This window comes from Litoreibacter sp. GN1-5 (genome assembly GCF_055693805.1).
Genome location: NZ_JBVFUP010000002.1, coordinates 74,312 through 92,464 on the forward strand (window position 1 = coordinate 74,312; position 18,153 = coordinate 92,464).

General features: G+C 52.0%; 17 protein-coding genes. 7 read left to right on the forward strand and 10 right to left on the reverse strand.

The window, feature by feature from the left end; translation table 11 throughout:
- Position 1 precedes the first annotated feature (1 nt).
- From ACZ1HF_RS19155 to ACZ1HF_RS19185, 7 genes are all read left to right on the forward strand, one after another.
- On the forward strand, positions 2-877 hold the full coding sequence (locus ACZ1HF_RS19155; RefSeq protein WP_472659161.1) for a 5-oxoprolinase subunit B family protein: 876 nt from the start codon (positions 2-4) through the stop codon (positions 875-877).
- Entirely contained in the window at positions 867-1,841 is a 975-nt protein-coding gene (locus ACZ1HF_RS19160) for a 5-oxoprolinase subunit C family protein (RefSeq protein WP_472659162.1), read from the forward strand. The genes ACZ1HF_RS19155 and ACZ1HF_RS19160 overlap by 11 nt, the downstream gene beginning before the upstream one ends.
- A gap of 31 nt (positions 1,842-1,872) precedes the next feature.
- Positions 1,873-2,493 carry a biotin transporter BioY gene (locus ACZ1HF_RS19165; RefSeq protein WP_472659163.1) on the forward strand — a complete coding sequence of 207 codons (621 nt, stop codon included), beginning with the start codon at positions 1,873-1,875 and terminating at the stop codon, positions 2,491-2,493.
- Entirely contained in the window at positions 2,490-3,785 is a 1,296-nt protein-coding gene (locus tag ACZ1HF_RS19170; RefSeq protein ID WP_472659164.1) for a 4-aminobutyrate--2-oxoglutarate transaminase, read from the forward strand. Before ACZ1HF_RS19165 ends, ACZ1HF_RS19170 begins: the two co-directional genes overlap by 4 nt.
- Positions 3,779-5,263 (forward strand): NAD-dependent succinate-semialdehyde dehydrogenase, encoded by a 1,485-nt coding sequence (locus tag ACZ1HF_RS19175; protein ID WP_472659248.1) that lies wholly within the window; start codon positions 3,779-3,781, stop codon positions 5,261-5,263. The genes ACZ1HF_RS19170 and ACZ1HF_RS19175 overlap by 7 nt, the downstream gene beginning before the upstream one ends.
- Positions 5,264-5,453: 190 nt before the next feature.
- Positions 5,454-6,761: an omega-aminotransferase AptA gene (gene aptA / locus ACZ1HF_RS19180; RefSeq protein ID WP_472659165.1), complete on the forward strand. Its 1,308-nt coding sequence runs from the start codon at positions 5,454-5,456 to the stop codon at positions 6,759-6,761.
- 1 nt (position 6,762) lies between these two features.
- Positions 6,763-7,713, forward strand: a complete 951-nt coding sequence (locus tag ACZ1HF_RS19185; RefSeq protein WP_472659166.1) for a dihydrodipicolinate synthase family protein — start codon at positions 6,763-6,765, stop codon at positions 7,711-7,713.
- Between the two features lie 158 nt (positions 7,714-7,871).
- Here ACZ1HF_RS19185 and ACZ1HF_RS19190 read toward each other — a convergent pair whose 3' ends face one another.
- From ACZ1HF_RS19190 to ACZ1HF_RS19235, 10 genes are read right to left on the reverse strand one after another with little or no spacing between them, the layout of a single operon-like run.
- Positions 7,872-8,660 (reverse strand): SDR family NAD(P)-dependent oxidoreductase, encoded by a 789-nt coding sequence (locus ACZ1HF_RS19190; RefSeq protein ID WP_472659167.1) that lies wholly within the window; start codon positions 8,658-8,660, stop codon positions 7,872-7,874.
- Complete coding sequence (locus ACZ1HF_RS19195) at positions 8,657-10,210, reverse strand: tryptophan halogenase family protein (protein WP_472659168.1); 1,554 nt, start codon at positions 10,208-10,210, stop codon at positions 8,657-8,659. The genes ACZ1HF_RS19190 and ACZ1HF_RS19195 overlap by 4 nt, the downstream gene beginning before the upstream one ends.
- Before the next feature lie 7 nt (positions 10,211-10,217).
- On the reverse strand, positions 10,218-11,585 hold the full coding sequence (gene melA, locus ACZ1HF_RS19200; RefSeq protein WP_472659169.1) for an alpha-galactosidase: 1,368 nt from the start codon (positions 11,583-11,585) through the stop codon (positions 10,218-10,220).
- 42 nt (positions 11,586-11,627) lie between these two features.
- Complete coding sequence (locus tag ACZ1HF_RS19205) at positions 11,628-12,575, reverse strand: 2-dehydro-3-deoxygalactonokinase (RefSeq protein ID WP_472659170.1); 948 nt, start codon at positions 12,573-12,575, stop codon at positions 11,628-11,630.
- A complete protein-coding gene (locus ACZ1HF_RS19210; protein ID WP_472659171.1) occupies positions 12,565-13,284 on the reverse strand; it encodes a creatininase family protein in 720 nt (239 codons plus the stop codon). Before ACZ1HF_RS19210 ends, ACZ1HF_RS19205 begins: the two co-directional genes overlap by 11 nt.
- Complete coding sequence (locus tag ACZ1HF_RS19215; protein WP_472659172.1) at positions 13,281-14,255, reverse strand: aldo/keto reductase; 975 nt, start codon at positions 14,253-14,255, stop codon at positions 13,281-13,283. Before ACZ1HF_RS19215 ends, ACZ1HF_RS19210 begins: the two co-directional genes overlap by 4 nt.
- Positions 14,256-14,270: 15 nt before the next feature.
- Entirely contained in the window at positions 14,271-15,935 is a 1,665-nt protein-coding gene (locus ACZ1HF_RS19220; RefSeq protein ID WP_472659173.1) for an ABC transporter ATP-binding protein, read from the reverse strand.
- A 10-nt stretch (positions 15,936-15,945) separates the two neighbouring features.
- Entirely contained in the window at positions 15,946-16,311 is a 366-nt protein-coding gene (locus ACZ1HF_RS19225) for an ABC transporter permease (RefSeq protein WP_472659174.1), read from the reverse strand.
- Entirely contained in the window at positions 16,271-17,110 is an 840-nt protein-coding gene (locus tag ACZ1HF_RS19230; RefSeq protein ID WP_472659175.1) for an ABC transporter permease, read from the reverse strand. Before ACZ1HF_RS19230 ends, ACZ1HF_RS19225 begins: the two co-directional genes overlap by 41 nt.
- Entirely contained in the window at positions 17,107-18,114 is a 1,008-nt protein-coding gene (locus ACZ1HF_RS19235) for an ABC transporter permease (protein WP_472659176.1), read from the reverse strand. The genes ACZ1HF_RS19230 and ACZ1HF_RS19235 overlap by 4 nt, the downstream gene beginning before the upstream one ends.
- Positions 18,115-18,153 lie beyond the last annotated feature (39 nt).

Below are 18,153 nucleotides of genomic sequence, written 5' to 3' on the forward strand. Positions count from 1 at the left end.
CATGACGTCAAGATTCACCTTTGGAGCTGATGAACACATCTTCGTGGAAGTCAGTGAAGAAATGTCGCTCGAAGCATTCTTCAAGACGCTTTCGATGACAAACGCCGTTCGCGACGCGGATATCAAGGGCGTAACAGAGATATGTCCCGCCAACGCTTCGTTTCAGATCAAATTCAACCCTGATCTTATTCATCCAGACGATCTTATGTCAGAACTCAAAAGGATGGAGGAAACAGCAGACAAAGCGGACCCCGTTCTCAACACACGCATCGTTGAAATACCGGTCTACTACCAAGACCCCTGGACACACGAAACTCTGATGCGGTTCCGCGAACGTCATCAAGATCCAAATTCCACTGACATCGAGTACGCGGCCGAGATCAACGGATACAAATCTGTCGATGAATTCATCGAAGCGCATGCAGGGTCGCCGTGGTTTGTTTCCATGGTCGGCTTCGTGTCCGGATTACCATTTCTCTATCAAATGGTTGAGCGCCAGCGTCAAATCCAGGTTCCAAAATATCTACGACCGAGAACTGACACACCGAAACTCACGGTCGGGTACGGGGGCTGCTTTTCCTGCATTTACTCCGTACGCGGAGCAGGTGGATATCAGATGTTCGGCGTCACACCGATGCCCATCTACGACCCGGAACAGAAGACCAGTTACCTCAAGGACTTTATGGTCTTCTTTAAACCGGGCGATATCGTCAAATGGAAGCCGATCGACCGCGCAGAATATGATCGATGCTTGGCCGAAGTTGAGGCCGGGACATATGAGCCGCGCATCCGCGAAGTGCAGTTCTCGCTGGATGATTTCAACAAGGATATCGATGCCACTAACGCCAAACTGATGGAGGCTCTCTATGCCAATTAACGTCAAAACGGCAGGATTTGCCACGACCATTCAAGATCTGGGACGTCCAGGCTATTATCATCTTGGCATTCCTATGGGCGGTGCGATGGATCGCTTTGCGATGCGATGCGCAAACTTATTGGTCGGAAATGATGAAGGTGCCGCTGGCCTCGAATGTGTTTTCATGGGCCCCGAGCTGGAGTTTACAGAGGATGCCATAGTTGCAGTTACTGGGGCAGACCTTCCCCCCAAGATCGATGGCGAAGTTCTTGAATCCTGGACTGCTGTCAAAGTCAAAGCAGGGCAAACACTTGCCTTTGATTACCTGCGATCCGGGGCGCGGGGCTACATTGCCATTTCAGGCGGGATCGATACACCCCCGGCGCTAGGAAGTCGCTCGACCTATCCAATTGGTGCGCTAGGCGGCGTTGAAGGGCGCGCAGTTCAGCCCGGCGATGTGCTGCCAATTGGCAAAGCGAAACAGAGAGTTAATAAGGGCCGTTCTGTACCAAGCGAACTGCGAAGGATGCCGTCCTCGCCAGCTGAATTGCGGGTTCTCCCGGGACTGTACTGGCATCGTATCACGGATGCAGCCGGTGCCAAGTTCTTCGATGAAACCTGGAAAGTTGCGTCTGAAGCCGACCGCATGGGGTACCGCTTTCAGGGTGGCTCGCCGCTGGAATTTGTTGACCGAGAACCGCCATTCGGGGCTGGTTCCGATCCGTCAAATATCACTGATGCTTGCTACCCTTATGGTTCGATCCAGGTTCCAAGCGGAACAGAACCCATCATCCTACATCGAGATGCGGTGTCTGGTGGAGGGTATTTCATGCTCGGCACTGTGATTTCCGCTGATATGGATCTCATTGGCCAGTTGCAGCCTCACACTGAAACGCGCTTCGTCAAAGTCAACATGCATACCGCTTTGTCTGCCCGGCGTGATCGGGCCGCTCTGTTAGAACGCGTGCGCGAAGCGCTCGCTTAACTCATTCAAATCTTTCCTGTTGGAGAACACCATGTCTACGATCAACGATACCCATCCCACATTGGTCAACTCAATCTGGAGTACTGACCAGACTCTTGTTCGCAATGTATTGCTTGCCATTGCTGGCAGCATCGCTCTCTGGATTTCCGCAAAAATTCAAGTGCCCTTCTATCCTGTGCCGATGACGATGCAAACCTTCGTTGTGTTGGTGATTGGTATGTCTTTCGGTTGGCGGCTTGGCGGCGCAACCGTGCTGCTGTATCTCGCCGAGGGAGCTTTTGGTTTGCCGGTTTTTGCTGGGACACCAGAAAAGGGCGTTGGTCTTGCCTATATGGCTGGTCCAACAGGCGGATATTTGGTCGGCTTTGTTGTAGCCACAGCCCTGGTAGGGTGGTTGGCTGAAAAAGGCTGGGATCGGGGTATCCTGACGACCTTAGCCGCGATGGTTCTCGGAACTGCTACAATTTTTGCATTTGGTGTGTTTTGGCTCGGCTCTATTATCGGCTGGGAAAAACCTGTCCTGGAGTTTGGCTTCTATCCCTTCCTTCCAGGTGCGGCTTTCAAAATCGCTCTTGCTGCCGCAGTGCTGCCAATCACTTGGAAATTGGTGAACAAGTCTTCCAAGACACCTGATGCGGATGCGAACCTATGAGTACCAATCTGGACATACAGGCGCGTAAAACTGACGCGATAGCGCGCGGTGTTGGCATGATGACGCAAGTCTATGCTGACCGTGCAGAGAACTCCGAAATCTGGGATGTTGAAGGCAATCGCTATATCGATTTTGCAGCAGGTATCGCCGTGGTCAATACCGGCCACCGGCATCCCAAGGTTATTGAAGCTGTTAAGGCACAGCTCGATAAGTTTACCCATACTTGCCATCAGGTCGTGCCCTATGAGAACTATGTGGCGCTTGCAGAGCGGTTGAACAAGCTTGTTCCAGGAAACTTTGCCAAGAAGACGGTCTTTGTCACAACTGGTGCCGAGGCAATTGAGAATTCCATTAAGATCGCCCGTGCTGCCACAAAGCGAGCAGCTGTCATTGCGTTCTCCGGCGGATTTCATGGCCGGACATTTATGGGCATGTCTCTGACTGGTAAAGTGTTTCCATACAAAGCAGGCTTTGGCGCGATGCCGGGCGATGTTTATCACGTCCCCTTCCCGATCGACCTTCATGGCGTAACGGTTGAGGATTCATTGAATGCATTGACGACTTTGTTCAAAGCCGACGTGGATCCCCAGCGTGTGGCTGCAATCATTGTTGAACCTGTACAGGGTGAAGGCGGCTTCTACCAAGTACCGACTGCTTTCTTCAAGACTTTGCGGGAGATCTGCGACAAGCATGGCATCCTTCTCATTGCTGATGAAGTGCAAACGGGCTTTGCAAGAACCGGGAAAATACTTGCAATGGAACATCACGGAGTTGCGGCTGACCTGACCACAATGGCCAAAGGTCTGGCGGGTGGTTTTCCGCTCGCAGCAGTGACGGGACGAGCAGATATCATGGATGCTGCTAATCCCGGTGGGCTGGGCGGAACCTATGGCGGTAGTCCTATTGGGATTGCTGCCGCCCACGCTGTTCTTGACGTGATTGATGAAGAGCAGCTCTGCGAACGGGCCGTTTCACTTGGCAATCGCCTCAAACAGCGCCTCCAAAGCCTGCGAGATGACGTTCCCGAAATAGCCGACATCCGCGGCCCCGGGTTCATGAATGCGATCGAGTTCAACGACGCGATTTCTGGCAAACCAAGCCCAGAATTCACCAACGCCCTTCGAGCCAAAGCGCAAGAAAAAGGACTGCTATTACTGTCATGCGGAATCCACGCGAACGTCATTCGCTTCCTTGCTCCGATCACCATTCAGGACGGGATATTCCAAGAAGCATTGGACATTTTGGAAGCTTCCATCCGGGAAGTCCGTTCAGAAGTGGGATCAAAATCATGAGCAACGTAGTCAATCTCAACAGCCGTCTTCTCAGCTCTGACAATCTAAAGACAGCCGCCTTTGTAGGGGGCGTTTGGGTCTCGAGTGCAGTAAGCGGCAAGACGTTTGAAGTTACCAATCCATCAACAGGTGAAGTGCTTATTTCTCTCCCCGATCTGGGTGTTGAAGAAACCAAATCTGCGATTGATGCTGCCTATGTTGCTCAAAAAGATTGGGCGGCAAAAACAGGCAAAGACCGGGGTGCCATACTTCGCAAACTGTATGACTTGATGCTCGAACACGCAGATGATCTTGCCACGATTCTAACAGCTGAAATGGGTAAGCCTCTGGCAGAAGCCAAAGGCGAAATCCTCTATGGGGCAAGTTACGTTGAATGGTTCGCAGAAGAAGCAAAACGCATCTATGGCGATATCATCCCCGGTCATCAGCCCGACAAACGCATCATGGTTCTCAAACAACCGATAGGTGTTGTGGCTTCGATCACGCCTTGGAATTTTCCAAACGCTATGATGACCCGCAAGCTTGCGCCTGCCCTTGCAGTAGGTTGTGCATTTGTAGCCAAGCCTGCAGGTGAAACACCTTTGTCTGCACTCGCAATGGCTGTGCTTGCTGAAAAGGCTGGCTTGCCAAAAGGCTTGCTCAGCATCATCACATCCAAATCAAGTGCAGCCATCGGGCAGGAATTCTGTTCCAATCCAAAAGTGCGCAAACTGACTTTCACGGGTTCCACAGAAGTCGGTCGCATCTTGATGAAGCAATCCGCAGATCAGGTCATGAAGACATCTATGGAACTTGGCGGCAATGCGCCATTCATCGTCTTCAATGACGCAGATATTGATGCAGCAGTCGAAGGCGCAATGATCTCCAAATATCGCAACAACGGACAGACCTGCGTTTGTGCAAATCGCATCTACGTTCAGTCAGGTGTTTATGACGCATTCGCAGAGAAACTAACTGCAGCCGTCAATGCTATGAAAGTCGGTGACGGTTTTGGCGACGGTGTAACAGCTGGACCGCTCATCACGGAAGATGCTGTTGCCAAGGTGGTCGAGCACATTGAGGACGCCACATCTAAAGGTGCAATAGTCGTGGCCGGTGGATCACGTCATGCGTTGGGCGGCACATTTTTTGAACCAACCATCCTGACCGGCGTCACGCGGGACATGAATATTGCTCACGAAGAGACGTTTGGCCCCGTCGCACCTCTCTTCAAGTTCGACACAGTCGAGGACGTTATCGAGCAAGCCAATGACACGATCTTCGGATTAGCTTCCTACTTCTACGCCGGTGATCTCAGCAAGGTCTGGCGCGTCGCTGAGGCTCTTGAATACGGAATGGTTGGTATCAACACCGGGCTGATCTCGACCGAGGTAGCACCTTTTGGTGGCATCAAGCAGTCCGGTCAAGGCCGTGAAGGGTCCAAGTACGGCGTCGATGATTATCTAGAGATGAAATATCTTTGCATGGGAGGCGTGTGACAAACGCCCTCAAGCAGAGGTCATTATACGCATTTGCCAATCCCGTAATCAAATTGCTGCGAGCAACAGTGCTTTCCTCCCGAGCCCGCTTACAGCACCTTGGCCGGCGAACGATTTGAAGCCTTTCTCGTTCGCCGGCCTCTTTTTAACAGCAAGGTCGAACAGACCCTTTTGACGATGTTAGTGAAAAATGACGGACGTAACTCATACTCCCAACAATCTTGGTTCCTATTGGATGCCCTTTACCGCATCCAAAACATTTACTGATAACCCTCGGATGCTCACGGGCGCTAAAGGGCTATATTATACGACTGCAGACGGCCAAGAGCTTCTCGACGGCACCGGCGGTCTATGGTGCTGCAATGCTGGACATGCGCGCCCCGAGATCACGGCCGCTATTCAAAAACAGGCTAGTGAGTTAGACTTCGTACACTCCTTTAATCAAGGACATCCAATTGCCTTCCGAGCTGCCAATCGCATGGTGGAACTTGCCGAGGGATTTGACCACATATTCTTCACCAATTCCGGTTCTGAAGCTGTAGATACAGCCCTGAAAATCGCGCTTGCTTACCACCGCGCCAACGGGGAGGGTCAACGCAGAATTCTTGTTGGCCGTCACAAGGCCTACCACGGGATCAACTTTGGCGGCCTATCGGTCGGCGGTATTGGTCCCAACAAATCACAGTTCGGCACACTTTATCCGTCCGCCCATCATATGCGTCATACGCTCCTACCAGAAAACGCATTTTCTCGCGGCATGCCAGAACATGGCGCGCACCTAGCTGAAGATCTAACATCGCTCTGCGAAGTTCATGGCGGCCAGAATATTGCGGCCGTGATTGTGGAGCCGGTTGCGGGTGCTGGTGGTGTCTTTCCACCACCCAAAGGCTATCTCGAACGCATCAAGGCGATATGCGACGCCAATGGTATCCTCTTGATTTTCGATGAAGTGGTCACTGGATTTGGACGCTTGGGAACACCGTTCGCCTATCAATACTTCGAGGTGAAACCCGACCTAGTCACCGTCGCAAAAGGTATGACCAATGCGACGGTTCCCATGGGTGGTGTCTTCGCCACATCGCATGTCCGAGATGCTTTTCGAAATGGGCCAAGTGCTATGCCCGACCTCTTTCACGGCTATACGTATTCTGGTCATCCACTTGCCTCAGCTGCGGCGATCGCAACTCTCAATGTCTATCGAGATGACAAGATTTTTGAAAATGCCGAAGCCATGGCTACGCTGTGGGAGCAAATGCTGCACAGCCTCAGTGACATCTCCGCCATTGAAGATATTCGCAATCTTGGACTCCTGGCCGCCATCCAATTAAAGGCAGGCGCTGTAGCCGGAGATAAGGGACGAGCAGCCTATGCGAAGCTGTGGGAGAAGGGTCTCATCACGCGACCGATTGGTGACACAATCGCCATGTCGCCACCTTTAACGATAGATACGCTGACCATTGAATGGGTTGGCGAAACACTGAGGGGAACAATCAGCTAGAATGAGAATATCTGTCGCTTCTCTTTCCGGAGGTGTCCTGGTCTCTACCCTGACGCCTTTTGATGATGCAGGGTCTGTGATGTGCGACGCCATTACCGATCAGGCACGCAGGCTGACCCGCATTGATGGGGTGATCGGGATTGCCGTGAATACCACTGTGCGAGAGCGTCTCGCGATGACACCCGAAGAGCGTCTGGAGGTGATCCGTTGCACGCGATTGGCGCTAGATGTCGATCAGGTCCTCGTCTCCTGTGTTGGTGAATTGTCCGAAGCGGTGTTCGACGATGTGGTCGCCTGTAAGGCAGCTGGCGCAGATGCGATCATCACCTTTCCGGCCAAATGGCGACAAGGGTTTGAAGGTAGTTCGTTTGCCGAGCGGATATCACACCTTGCCACGTTGACCGACAGCTTGGCCCTGCCTGTCATTGTCGCGCTCGGCAATGGCGAGCGACGATGGGCGGAAAGTCTCGAAGACATAACTTTGCTGGCTGATCGAGGGCGAAAAATCCTCGGCTTCGATATGGGTCAAGACGACAACGTCTTGCGCTATGATCAAGACTTCTATGCTCTCAAGTCTGTTGATCGACCCATGGCGCTGCTGCCGTCTTCCGAAGGGGCGCTGTTCCACAACCTCAACACCGGCGGCGACGGTGTTCTCTCGTCGCTCGCCTATGTGGCACCGCATGAAGTCGCGGCCCTTTACAATGCCTCACGCAACAGTCGGATTGCTGAAGCGCAAGCGATCCACAACCGCCTGTCGCCTTTGGTTGCACTTCTGAACGGGCATGACATCGACACTCGCGAGATGATTTACCGCGAAGTCGCGCACATTCGCGGTTTGCTTGCTTCATCAGACGCGCGTGGGATGACTGTTCCGCTCTGTCCGCGTTTTAGTCGGGAGCTGGCCAGGACGCTGGACGATATCGCCCTCAAACCTATCAGCTGGATATAAGTGAAGCTCACGAATTGATCACCTCTCAAAGAAGACTTACAGCCACCAGCTGTTATGGCGGGATGTCTCAATTATGCGAAACTAGGCCCAGTTATTTAGTATTACAATTGGCTCTCTTGGCTGAAGCCACACCAAAGGCAAGTTTCTTGCTCGTCCATTCAATTGATCGGTGTAGGGAAAATACGCAGTGTACTCGCGCCACCGTCAACGGCGATGATTTGACCATTGATGAAGCTGGACGAGTCTGACGTCAACATCGCTGCAACAGTTGCGATCTCTTCAAGATGGGCAACCCTTTGGATGGGTGTTGCGGCTACCCATCCTGTTCGTGTCGATGGGTCGGGCATCATTCCACCATTGACTGCACCCGGAGCCAAGACATTAACCCTTATTCTGTATCTCGCCAACTCAGCAGCCATTACACGAGCCAGCGCGGCAACACCGCCTTTTGATGCAGCATAGCCGCCTCTTTCGGGAACACCGATTTGTCCATGAATCGAGGTGATCAAAACGATGCGACCACCTGTGTCCTTCATCATCCGGGCAGCTGCCTGTGCCACTCGAAAGGCTCCCATCAGATTCACATCAAGATGGGCCGCAAAGTCTTCTTCTTTAATGTCCAAAAACGGAGCCGACCGCAAAATACCGGCTGCGTGGACCAAGACATCAATGCCGCTCAAACGTGTTCGAACTTGATCCATTGCATTTGCAACGGACGCAGCATCTGAAACGTCGACCGGTACAAAGTCGACCTCCCGATCCGGGGGTTCAACCTGATCTAGGCATAAGACGTGATCGCCTCGTTCCTGCAAGGCCCGGATCGTCGCTTGACCTAAAACGCCTGAACCTCCGGTCACAACGGATCGAAGGGGCCTATTTGATAGCTCTGCGGCTCGCCTGTTTGCGGTAGTCCTGGAGGCGCCAATTGAGCTTGCGACGTCGCTCACGGCCGTCGTTCCTGAATAGCGGCTAGATAATCTGCATGGCTGACACAATGGCTTGCAGCGCGGATGTATTCCTTTGTCAGTGCCTCAACCGATTTGCGCGCATGCGCACGGATTTTTGGCACCTGTGCTAAATGGCTCTTGGCCACGCTCGGTCTTAGCAGTTGTAAACCGTCAAGGACCGGATAGTGAAGCTGCTCTTCAATATGCGGCAAGCCACCAGGAAACGGATCGAAGTCTGCACGAGTGGGCATCGCATGCTGCCACAGCGAGAGGCGCGACCAAGTGGATTCGAGAATACACTGGTCTTGCACATACTGCCAAAACGGTTCTTTGCGTTCGCTGACATAGTGTAAATTGATAAAATCGCGAAAATCATCGACCTGCCGTGCGACAACGTTGTTGTAAGCCTGTCGCTTGGTTGCATCTGCGGAAACCGCAGTTTTCAAATGCCTGCTCGTGAACAGCATCAGCTGCACAACTGTTCCATGAATCGATGTCGCTTCCAATGGTTCCAGAAAGCTTGATGCCAATCCAAGTCCGAGACAGTTTCCGATCCAAGCCTCTTCCAAACGGCCTATGTCGAACTTCAGATCGTTTCTCGGCTCGATCTTCCTGCCAAGAGCAGTTTCGATCTCCGCTTGCGCTTCATCTGGCGTGCGAAATTCGTCGCAATACACATAGCCGCAGCCGATGCGATCTTGTGTCGGGATTGACCACATCCATCCAGCCTGTTGGGCCCAGGCAAGTGTATAAGGCGCAATGTCAGCACCCTCGTCGTGCTCCAACCAAAACGGCATAGCACGGTTTGCAGGAAGGGACGCGGCATAAGACTTCCATTCTGCCCCCATGATCTTACCGATCAGACGGCGCCGGAACCCGGTACAATCGATAAAAAAGTCACCATCAATGTCCTCTCCATCCTCTGTCTCTAAATGAACAATGTCTCCGGTCTCAGCATCTCTAACTGCACCTACGATTTGCGCATCTACTCGAGAAATCCCCTCGGCTTTTTCCCGTAGCCAGACGCCGACCTTGGCTTGATCGAAGTGAAAGGCGTGGTGATATGGGCCGGCAGGCAGAAAAGACCCGTCTGGCTTTCTCGCGAACGGCGCTTTGTCCCGTGCCATAAGCTGACCGAACAAATGCGCATTGGAGACCGGACGGTTATTGGCGACCGCATAGATATCGAGCGCTGACGCCTGTGACCGAACATCGAGTGCCGGGTTGATCGCGATCTGGTTAGGATCGTCAATCGGCCCGTCATAGCTGATCCCGACATTGCGCCAATCCTTATGGCGAATACCCAGTTTGATTGTGGCTCCCGTCGATCTTATGAAATCTGCCTCATCGAGACCCAATTCAATCAACATCTGGCGAAACACTGCCGTCGCGCCCTCGCCCACCCCGATTGGTGGGATTTTGCTCGATTCAATCACACACAGATCGATAGGCAGTTTGTTGAGGCTGGCGAAGCGCTGTATCATCAATGCAGCTAACCAGCCGGCCGTGCCACCGCCAACAATCACGAACTTTGATCTGGGTGCGGCCATCAAACCATCACTCAGCCGCCTGCGGGTAATGAACCCGTGCCCAGTCTGGAAGCCATTCTCCATGTGCTGCCAAAAGGTCGTTCACCAGTGCCCAGATTTGATCGAAATCCAGCTCAGCCGCTGTATGGGGATCCATCATCGCGGCGTGATAGATATGCTCGACATTTTCGGTCATGAGCGCTTCGACTGTCAATTCTTGAACGTTAACATTCGTACGCATGATCGCCGCTAGTTGAGGCGGTATTGCCCCAACATGAATTGGCTGAATGCCATTGCGGTCTACCAAACAGGGTACTTCAACAGCACATCCTTCTTGGAGTGAACTGATATGGTTTTGATTGATCACATTGCCATAGATGACCGACGGTTCGCCTGTCCAAATGGAATTGATAATTGAGGACGCGTATTCATGGCTTTCTTTGATCTCAATAGTGTCTTTCGTTCTCAATACTGTCAATTCATCCGCCCAACGTTCGACCTGTTCTTCGCAGCGTTTTGGGTATTCATCGATTGGGACTTGAAATCTCTCAATCAGATCCGAGCGCCCATTTTTGATAAACCAAGGTGTATATTCGGCGAAATGCTCTGAGCTTTCGGTGACATAGTAGCCTGTTCGCTTCATCAGCTCGTAACGGACCTTGTTCTCACATCGCTCCATTTCCCTGTGCGCAGGCAGTGCGCCGTCTTCATAGCCTCTGTGAAGGTCGGGATATAAGTCCCGATAGGTTCCGTTCGCCATCACCTCTTCGAGAGTTAGGAAGAAAGATATATGGTTGATGCCCGCACATTTGTATCGAAGGTTTTCGACTTTAAGACCAAGGTCATTGGCAATCACTAACGCAGTATTTTGAACGGAATGGCAGAGGCCGACTTGCTTGATCTTTGGATATTTTCGCGCAATGGCCCAAGTGTTGATCGCCATGGGATTTACGTACTGAAGCAACACTGCCTCTGGGCAAACCTCCATCATGTCGTCGCAGATAGACCAAAGGTGTGGCACCGTGCGAATGCCCCGCATGATGCCACCAATACCAACGGTGTCTGCGATTGTTTGCTCGAGCCCATATTTCTTCGGGACATCGAAATCGATCTTTGTACAAGGGTCATATCCACCGATTTGAAAACATACGACCACGAAATCTGAATTTTCTAAAGCTGCGCGCTGGTCCAGATAAGTCGAACATTCTGCACTGACTCCGAGGCTATTAATCATTTTTTGAACGACAATCTCCGACTCGTTCAATCGTGTTTGATCAATATCCATCAAAGCGATGTGAGCACGTTGCAAGGCCGGCCTGCTCAATACATCGCCAACAATATTCTTCATGAAGACTGTAGAGCCAGCGCCGATAAATGTGACTTTTGGACCTGCCATCGTATTTCCTTTCTTGCCAGAATGTGGCGTCGTTCTAGATTTTTAGTTCGGCGCGTGTAAGAGTTCGTGTGCCCGTTTGATGCCGGCGAGCGTGTATGTCTCAACATCATTAATCTCGGATTCTGCTCCGACCAATGCGAGTCCTTGTGCGTATTTCTGGCAGAGTGTTTCAGGACCGAGAAGCATGACAGGTGCATCTTGCCAGAAGCTGCGCGCCGCACTGATTTCGCTGCCAATCAGTGTGCCGGAAAGGCTTGCGCGGCCACACTCATTGCCTTGTCCCGCAAGAAGACCTTCGGCTCGTATCTTGAAGAACCCGCTGGGTGCGTCCTCGGGGCGGCTCAATGCGGACTTGCAGGATTGAACAAATGTATCTTCATCCCATCCATCGCCAGAGAGGGAGTGTTTCAAAACTGTACTCGATTCAAAAGCAGCAAATAATTCACCTGTGACAAATGTTTGGAACTTTACGATCTGTCCATCACGTATCAAAACCCATTTGCTGTGCGTGCCCGGCAGGCAAATCACACCGTTCCATGCGGGTCTATCGGCAAGAAAACCCAAGATTTGCGTCTCTTCGCCCCGCATGACATCGGCCGGATCAAGTTGGCACACACCGGAAAGGATCTGTACGGTGATGCGCGCATCTGACGTCGGTGCGTCTATGATGGCATGCGCTGGTTTGCAGGGCGCCGTATCGTAGGGGGCTTCGATCCACCCCTGCTTTGCTCCAACCATGCCACATGCAATAACGCTTGTGCGGCGATGGTCGGTCAGCCAAGGCTCGATCAGTTCTAAGAGAGCAGGTTCGAATTCATCTGGGTTCAGGCTGCTCATACCCATGTTAGATTCAGATGATTGCAGAACCCGACCTTCTCCATCTATTGCCCAAACGCGAAGGTTAGAGGTCCCCCAATCCACTGCCACCCAAGCGAGTCGATCTGAAATGCTGTGGTTCTTGCCTTGTGGCGACGCAGTTTCAATTTGCATGATCGGGCTGACTTTCTGTGAGCGCAGCAAGCCAATTGACGAGATTGGAAACGAGTTGCGTGGATTTGGATAAGTCGGATTTGCGCGGATCGGGCCCATAGACACCCCAAATGTCACTGGCAGGATCGTCCCAGGCCAAGTCTTGCTGCTCTGACTGCGTGTCTGGGAGGCGGCTTAGGTCAACGGTCTCTGGCCAAAGTCCATGCAACAGCGTGGTCTCGAAGATACCTGCGTGATCAGGTGAAAAGCCTGAAATAGCGGCTCGACTAACGGAACTCGAGGTCACAGCCATCTGATTTTCGGATCGCGCCCATTCTTCCGCAATATCGTCAATAAGCTGAAGTTGCTCTTCTGGAAAATGCCCTGAAAACAGCACGACATGTTGGACTTCGAATTCAGACAAGCGCGCCAAGGTGTGATTGATGAGCGCTTTAATCTCGTCTGCGCTCGTCATCATGATCGTCCATGGAAAATGACCATGTCCGCCGCCGGTACCGTAATGCAGTGGCGGATAGACCAACCCGCCCGTCTTTTCAGCAGCGCGCAGACAAAGTCCGTGCGCCGTCAATGCGTCAAGACCAATAGGCAGATGCTGACAATGCCACTCGATGGTGCCAAGTGGCACATATATCAATGAGCGTTGTGCCAGGACTTCCTCGATTTGATGAGGGCGCAAAAACTCAATCTGTCTGGCTGAAGAGAACGTCATACGTAATAATTCCTCACCCAGGCATGCTCGCCCATTTTCTGAGCCAGCTCGTCGGAAAACGCCGCGCCATCAGAATAGGCGATGTTCATGTCGACCTCTTCAGGCGTTGCCATTCCGGGAATGACAACGCTCACCGGCTGATGGGACAGAACATACCGCATCGCAGCTTCGGGCAGAGAGCCATAAAACGGTTGAACATCTTGCTTGAGAGCGTTCACACGGCGAAGCGTTTCGGAGAAGCGATCCCCGTGAAACATTTTGTGTTTCTGCGATCCTTCTTCCCATTCGCCATAGGAGTTCTCGTGCCAGTTGCCGATGAGCGACCCGCTATCGAAGGGCACACGCGCAATAATGGCTGTTCCAGACTTCTCTGCAGCAGGAATGAGCCTGTCCCCTGCGTGTTGCTCGAACATGTTAAAAATGACCTGCTGTGAGGCTGCCAACCCGAGCGTTGCAGCGCTGACCCCTTCATCAGGGTAGTTATCGCGTAAGCTGATGCCGACCTGGTCGATTTTCCCTTCCATGCGAAGGTCATTGAGCGTTTCGAGCCAGTCGAGCTCTCTGTGCCCGAAGGGTCCCCAGGAGTGCAGTTGCAGAAGGTCAAGCCGTTCCACACCGAGACGCTTAAGAGACTTCTCAACACTTTCACGAAGATACCAATCGGGAAATCGTCCTCGCAACGGAGGGCTCGTGTCAGTTGGACTTGGCCATCGTGTAGGACGTACTTTGGTAGCGACGTAGATCTTGTTGTTTGTCCACTCCTGCAACGCCTTACCGATGACAGTCTCGGAATGTCCATCGCCGTAGAGCTCTGCCGTATCGACAAAGTTGATACCTTTTTCCCAAGCATATTGGAGTGTCTTGATGGAAGCAGTATCGTCGACTTTGCCCCACTCACCGCTGAGCTGCCATCCACCAAATCCGATCTCGCTGACTTGCCAATTTGTTTTCCCAAAGCGACGAAACTGCATGAAATTGCCCCAACCTTATGTCGCGATTTCAAAAGCAGCTCGTACGAGTTGCTTTGTGTAGTCGGTTTTTGGGTTGTGAAGCACATCAGCGACGTCTCCTTGCTCCACGATGTTGCCATGCTGCATGACAAGTACACGGTGGCAAAGCGCTCTCACGACCTTCAGATCATGTGAGATGAACAGATAACTGAGACCTTTTTCTTTCTGCAAACGGCGAAGCAACTCGATGATCTGAGCTTGTACGGACAAGTCCAAAGCCGATGTCGGTTCATCCAGTAAGATAAATTCAGGTTCCAATGCGATGGCTCGAGCGATTGCAATACGCTGGCGTTGTCCGCCAGAGAATTCATGCGGGAACCGGCGCAAAATCGTATCCGGCAATCCTGAATCGCGCAGAGCTTGTCGCACACGCTCGATACGGTCCCTCTGGCCGGCCCCGATACCATTCACGATCAAGCCTTCTTCGATAATCTGACGAATGGACATGCGTGGGTTCAAGCTAGCAAATGGATCTTGAAAGACGATTTGCATGCGGCTCCTGAGTGGACGCATCTGTTGGCGATCTTTGCCATCGATGCGTTCACCATCGAAACTGATTTCACCGCCCTGATTATTGATGAGGCGGAGAATCGCTTTACCAAAGGTGGTCTTGCCCGAGCCGCTTTCGCCCACAACGCCGAGAGTTTCGTTTTTCCTCAACGCGAGACTCAGATTGTTGACTGCAACCAGCTCATTCTTCTGAGGTTTGAAAAAAGTGCCGCCGCCAAGATCAAAGGCCACGCGGACATCATTCGCATCGACAACGACGGGATGATCCCCTTCCAACGGTTTCGCTGTCCCGGAAGGCTCCGAACCCAAAAGATGCTTTGTGTATGGATGTGCGGGCGATGAAAAGAGTTCCTCCGTCACATTATGCTCACACACCCTGCCCTGGCGCATGACATAGACATATTCCGAGAATTGCCTGACGATCGTCAAATCATGGGTGATCAGTATGACCGCCATACCGTACTTCTTCTTGAGGTCATCAATCAGATGGAGGATTTGCGCCTGTACGGTGACATCAAGTGCAGTTGTTGGTTCATCGGCAATCAAAATGTCGGGTCGGTTGGCAAGTGCCATCGCAATCATGACCCGCTGGCGTTGTCCGCCGGACAGTTGGTGAGGATACTGATTAATCCGCGCAGAAGGCTGCGGGATCTGTACCTCTTCGAGCAATTCCAACGCACGCGCCAAAGCTTGCTTTTTAGTCATCTTGTTATGCAGAAGAATGATTTCGGCAATCTGAGACCCGATGGTGTAAACCGGATTGAGCGATGACATAGGTTCTTGAAAAATCATCGCCAGATCATTGCCGCGAATGCTCCTGATCTCCTTCTTGCTCATGCGAAGAATGTCTTTGCCCTTGAGCAAGATCTTCGATTTGTCATCCACGGTTGCGCGTTTGGTCAAAAGTTGCATGACACTTCGCGCGGTCACGGATTTGCCGGAACCGCTTTCACCAACAATCGCGATCGTTTCTCCTTTGTGGAGTTGAAATGAAACGTCCTGCACGGCTTGCACGGTACCGCGATCAACCGCGAACTCCACTTGAACGTTCTGGGCGTCCAAGATCAGTTCTCGTCCGTGCTCGCCAAAGTCGTGCCGTGTGGACGATACGTCCTGTGTTAACTGGTCCATGTCGCGCCTCTCAATATGGATCGATTGCATCACGCAATCCGTCGCCGAGGGCATTGAATGCGAAGACGGCAATGAGAATGAAAACAACTGGCGACAATATCCAAGGATAGGAACCGATGACCGAGTAGTTCGAGGTATCTTGAAGCATCAAGCCCCATGAGATCAGCGGCGGCTTGACCGCGAAACCCAAGAACCCGAGAAAGCTTTCCAACAAGATCACTGCCGGGATCTGTAAAGAGATGATCACGATGATATGGCTCAGCACATTTGGCAGAATATGTTTTGTAACCACCCGCATATCGCTGGAGCCAACCGCAATCGCTGCATTCACATATTCAATTTGGGCAAGCGCCAGTGTCTTTTGCGCGTACTTCACGGCTGAGTTGAGCCCAACCAAGTGCGGCCATCACAGCGATCACAAAAGCGATAAAGGCACTCGATGGGAGTGTGATCGGCACCAAAGCGGTTAAGGCCAAGTACAAAGGCAATTGGGGGAAGGCCAAGACAAAGTCCACAAAGCGTTGCATGATCCGATCAAATCGACCGCCTTTGTATCCGGACAAGATCCCAATAAATGTGCCCACAACGGTCGTAATCGAGACAACAATGAGCGCGATCATCATCGAGATACGCGCGCCCACAATGCCGCGAGAAAGGATATCACGACCGAATTTATCCGTGCCCAAAAGGTGAATTGGTCGCCCATCCTCAGAGCCGAAGAAATGGATGTTCGTCGGAATCAGCCCCAATAAGTGATAGTCATAACCTCGGACGAAAAAACCAACTGGAGTAGGGTTGTCCCACACAGGTCCATTCACCGGCTGAAACGTGATCGGGTCCAATGCGTCGGTCTCACCGATGGGAAAAACCGACGGAATAATGCTGAACTGACCGTCAGCATCTTTGAAACGAATAACGTCGGGCGGAAGAAAACCCACATCCGTTCTTGTCGGATGCATCGGCGCGAAAAAATCCGCAAACAATGCAGTCACCAAAAGCAGAATGACGAGCGTCAAACCGATCATGCCCATGGTTGATTTACGAAAACGACGCCAAACGAGCGCAGCATAGCTTTCGCCGTGTTGATTTTCATCGATATCAACCGCATCAACTGCCAAAGTCGCGACGGTTTCGTCAGGTTGATCGCCTGCGATAGTCTTTACGTCATTTGTCATAATGCACCCGATTGTCTGATACGTGGATCGAGCGCGAAGAGAAGAAGATCTGCGATGATATTGCCAATGATCAGAGTGGCTGCCAGCACCAGCATGAACGTTGCACTGACGTAGACATCGCCAACCGACATTGACCCAACGATGGCCGGCCCGACGGTTGCGAGACCGAAGATGATTGCGACCTCAATCTCCCCTGTGAGCATGTAAGGCAACGCAACACCCTGGAACGCGACAAGTGGATGAAGTGCGTTCGGGACCGCATGCTTCATAATCACAGCGTTTTCAGACATGCCCTTAGCTCGGGCTGTCTCGACATATTGCGCATTAAGGACATCCAGCAGATTCCCGCGCATGACTCGGACCTGATAAGCGAGGCCTCCAAAAACCGCGATCGCGATAACCGGCCAAATATGGTAGATGAGATTGCCCAGCTTTGCCCAACTCCACTCAGCTCCGCTGTAGCGTGGTGAGTAGAACATACCCACTTCGCTGACTTTCAGCTGAAAAACCAGAAGATAGAGAATGATCAGCGCCAACAGAAAGCGCGGAATGGTCATGCCGAGAAATGACAAGATGCCAAGAGCGGTATCAATCCAAGTATATTGGCGCGTCGCGGCTAAAATACCTAGCGATACACCGAGCAACGTCGCGAGGATGTGACTAACCAACGCGATGGCAATCGTTGGCGGCAAGCGACTAGCGACAATATCACCGACAGGTCGGTTGTAGTAAAAACTGTGGCCGAAATCGAACTGCGTTAAAATTCCCCACATCCAGTGAAAATATTGGATCAGGATTGGTTCATTCAAACCGTGCTCAAGTCGGTAAGCATCTGCCTGCGCTTGTGCCAGCTCAGGTGAAGCACCACCCAAATTGATCATCTGAGCAGCAATGTAGTCAGCATAATCACCTGGCGGTGCCTGGATGATGAGAAACGTCACGACACTGAGAAGAAACAGTATCGGAATAGCATTGAGTATTCGAAACAGCACGAAGCGAAGCATATAATATTTCCAATTAAGCGGGATGCCGACAGTCGCAGA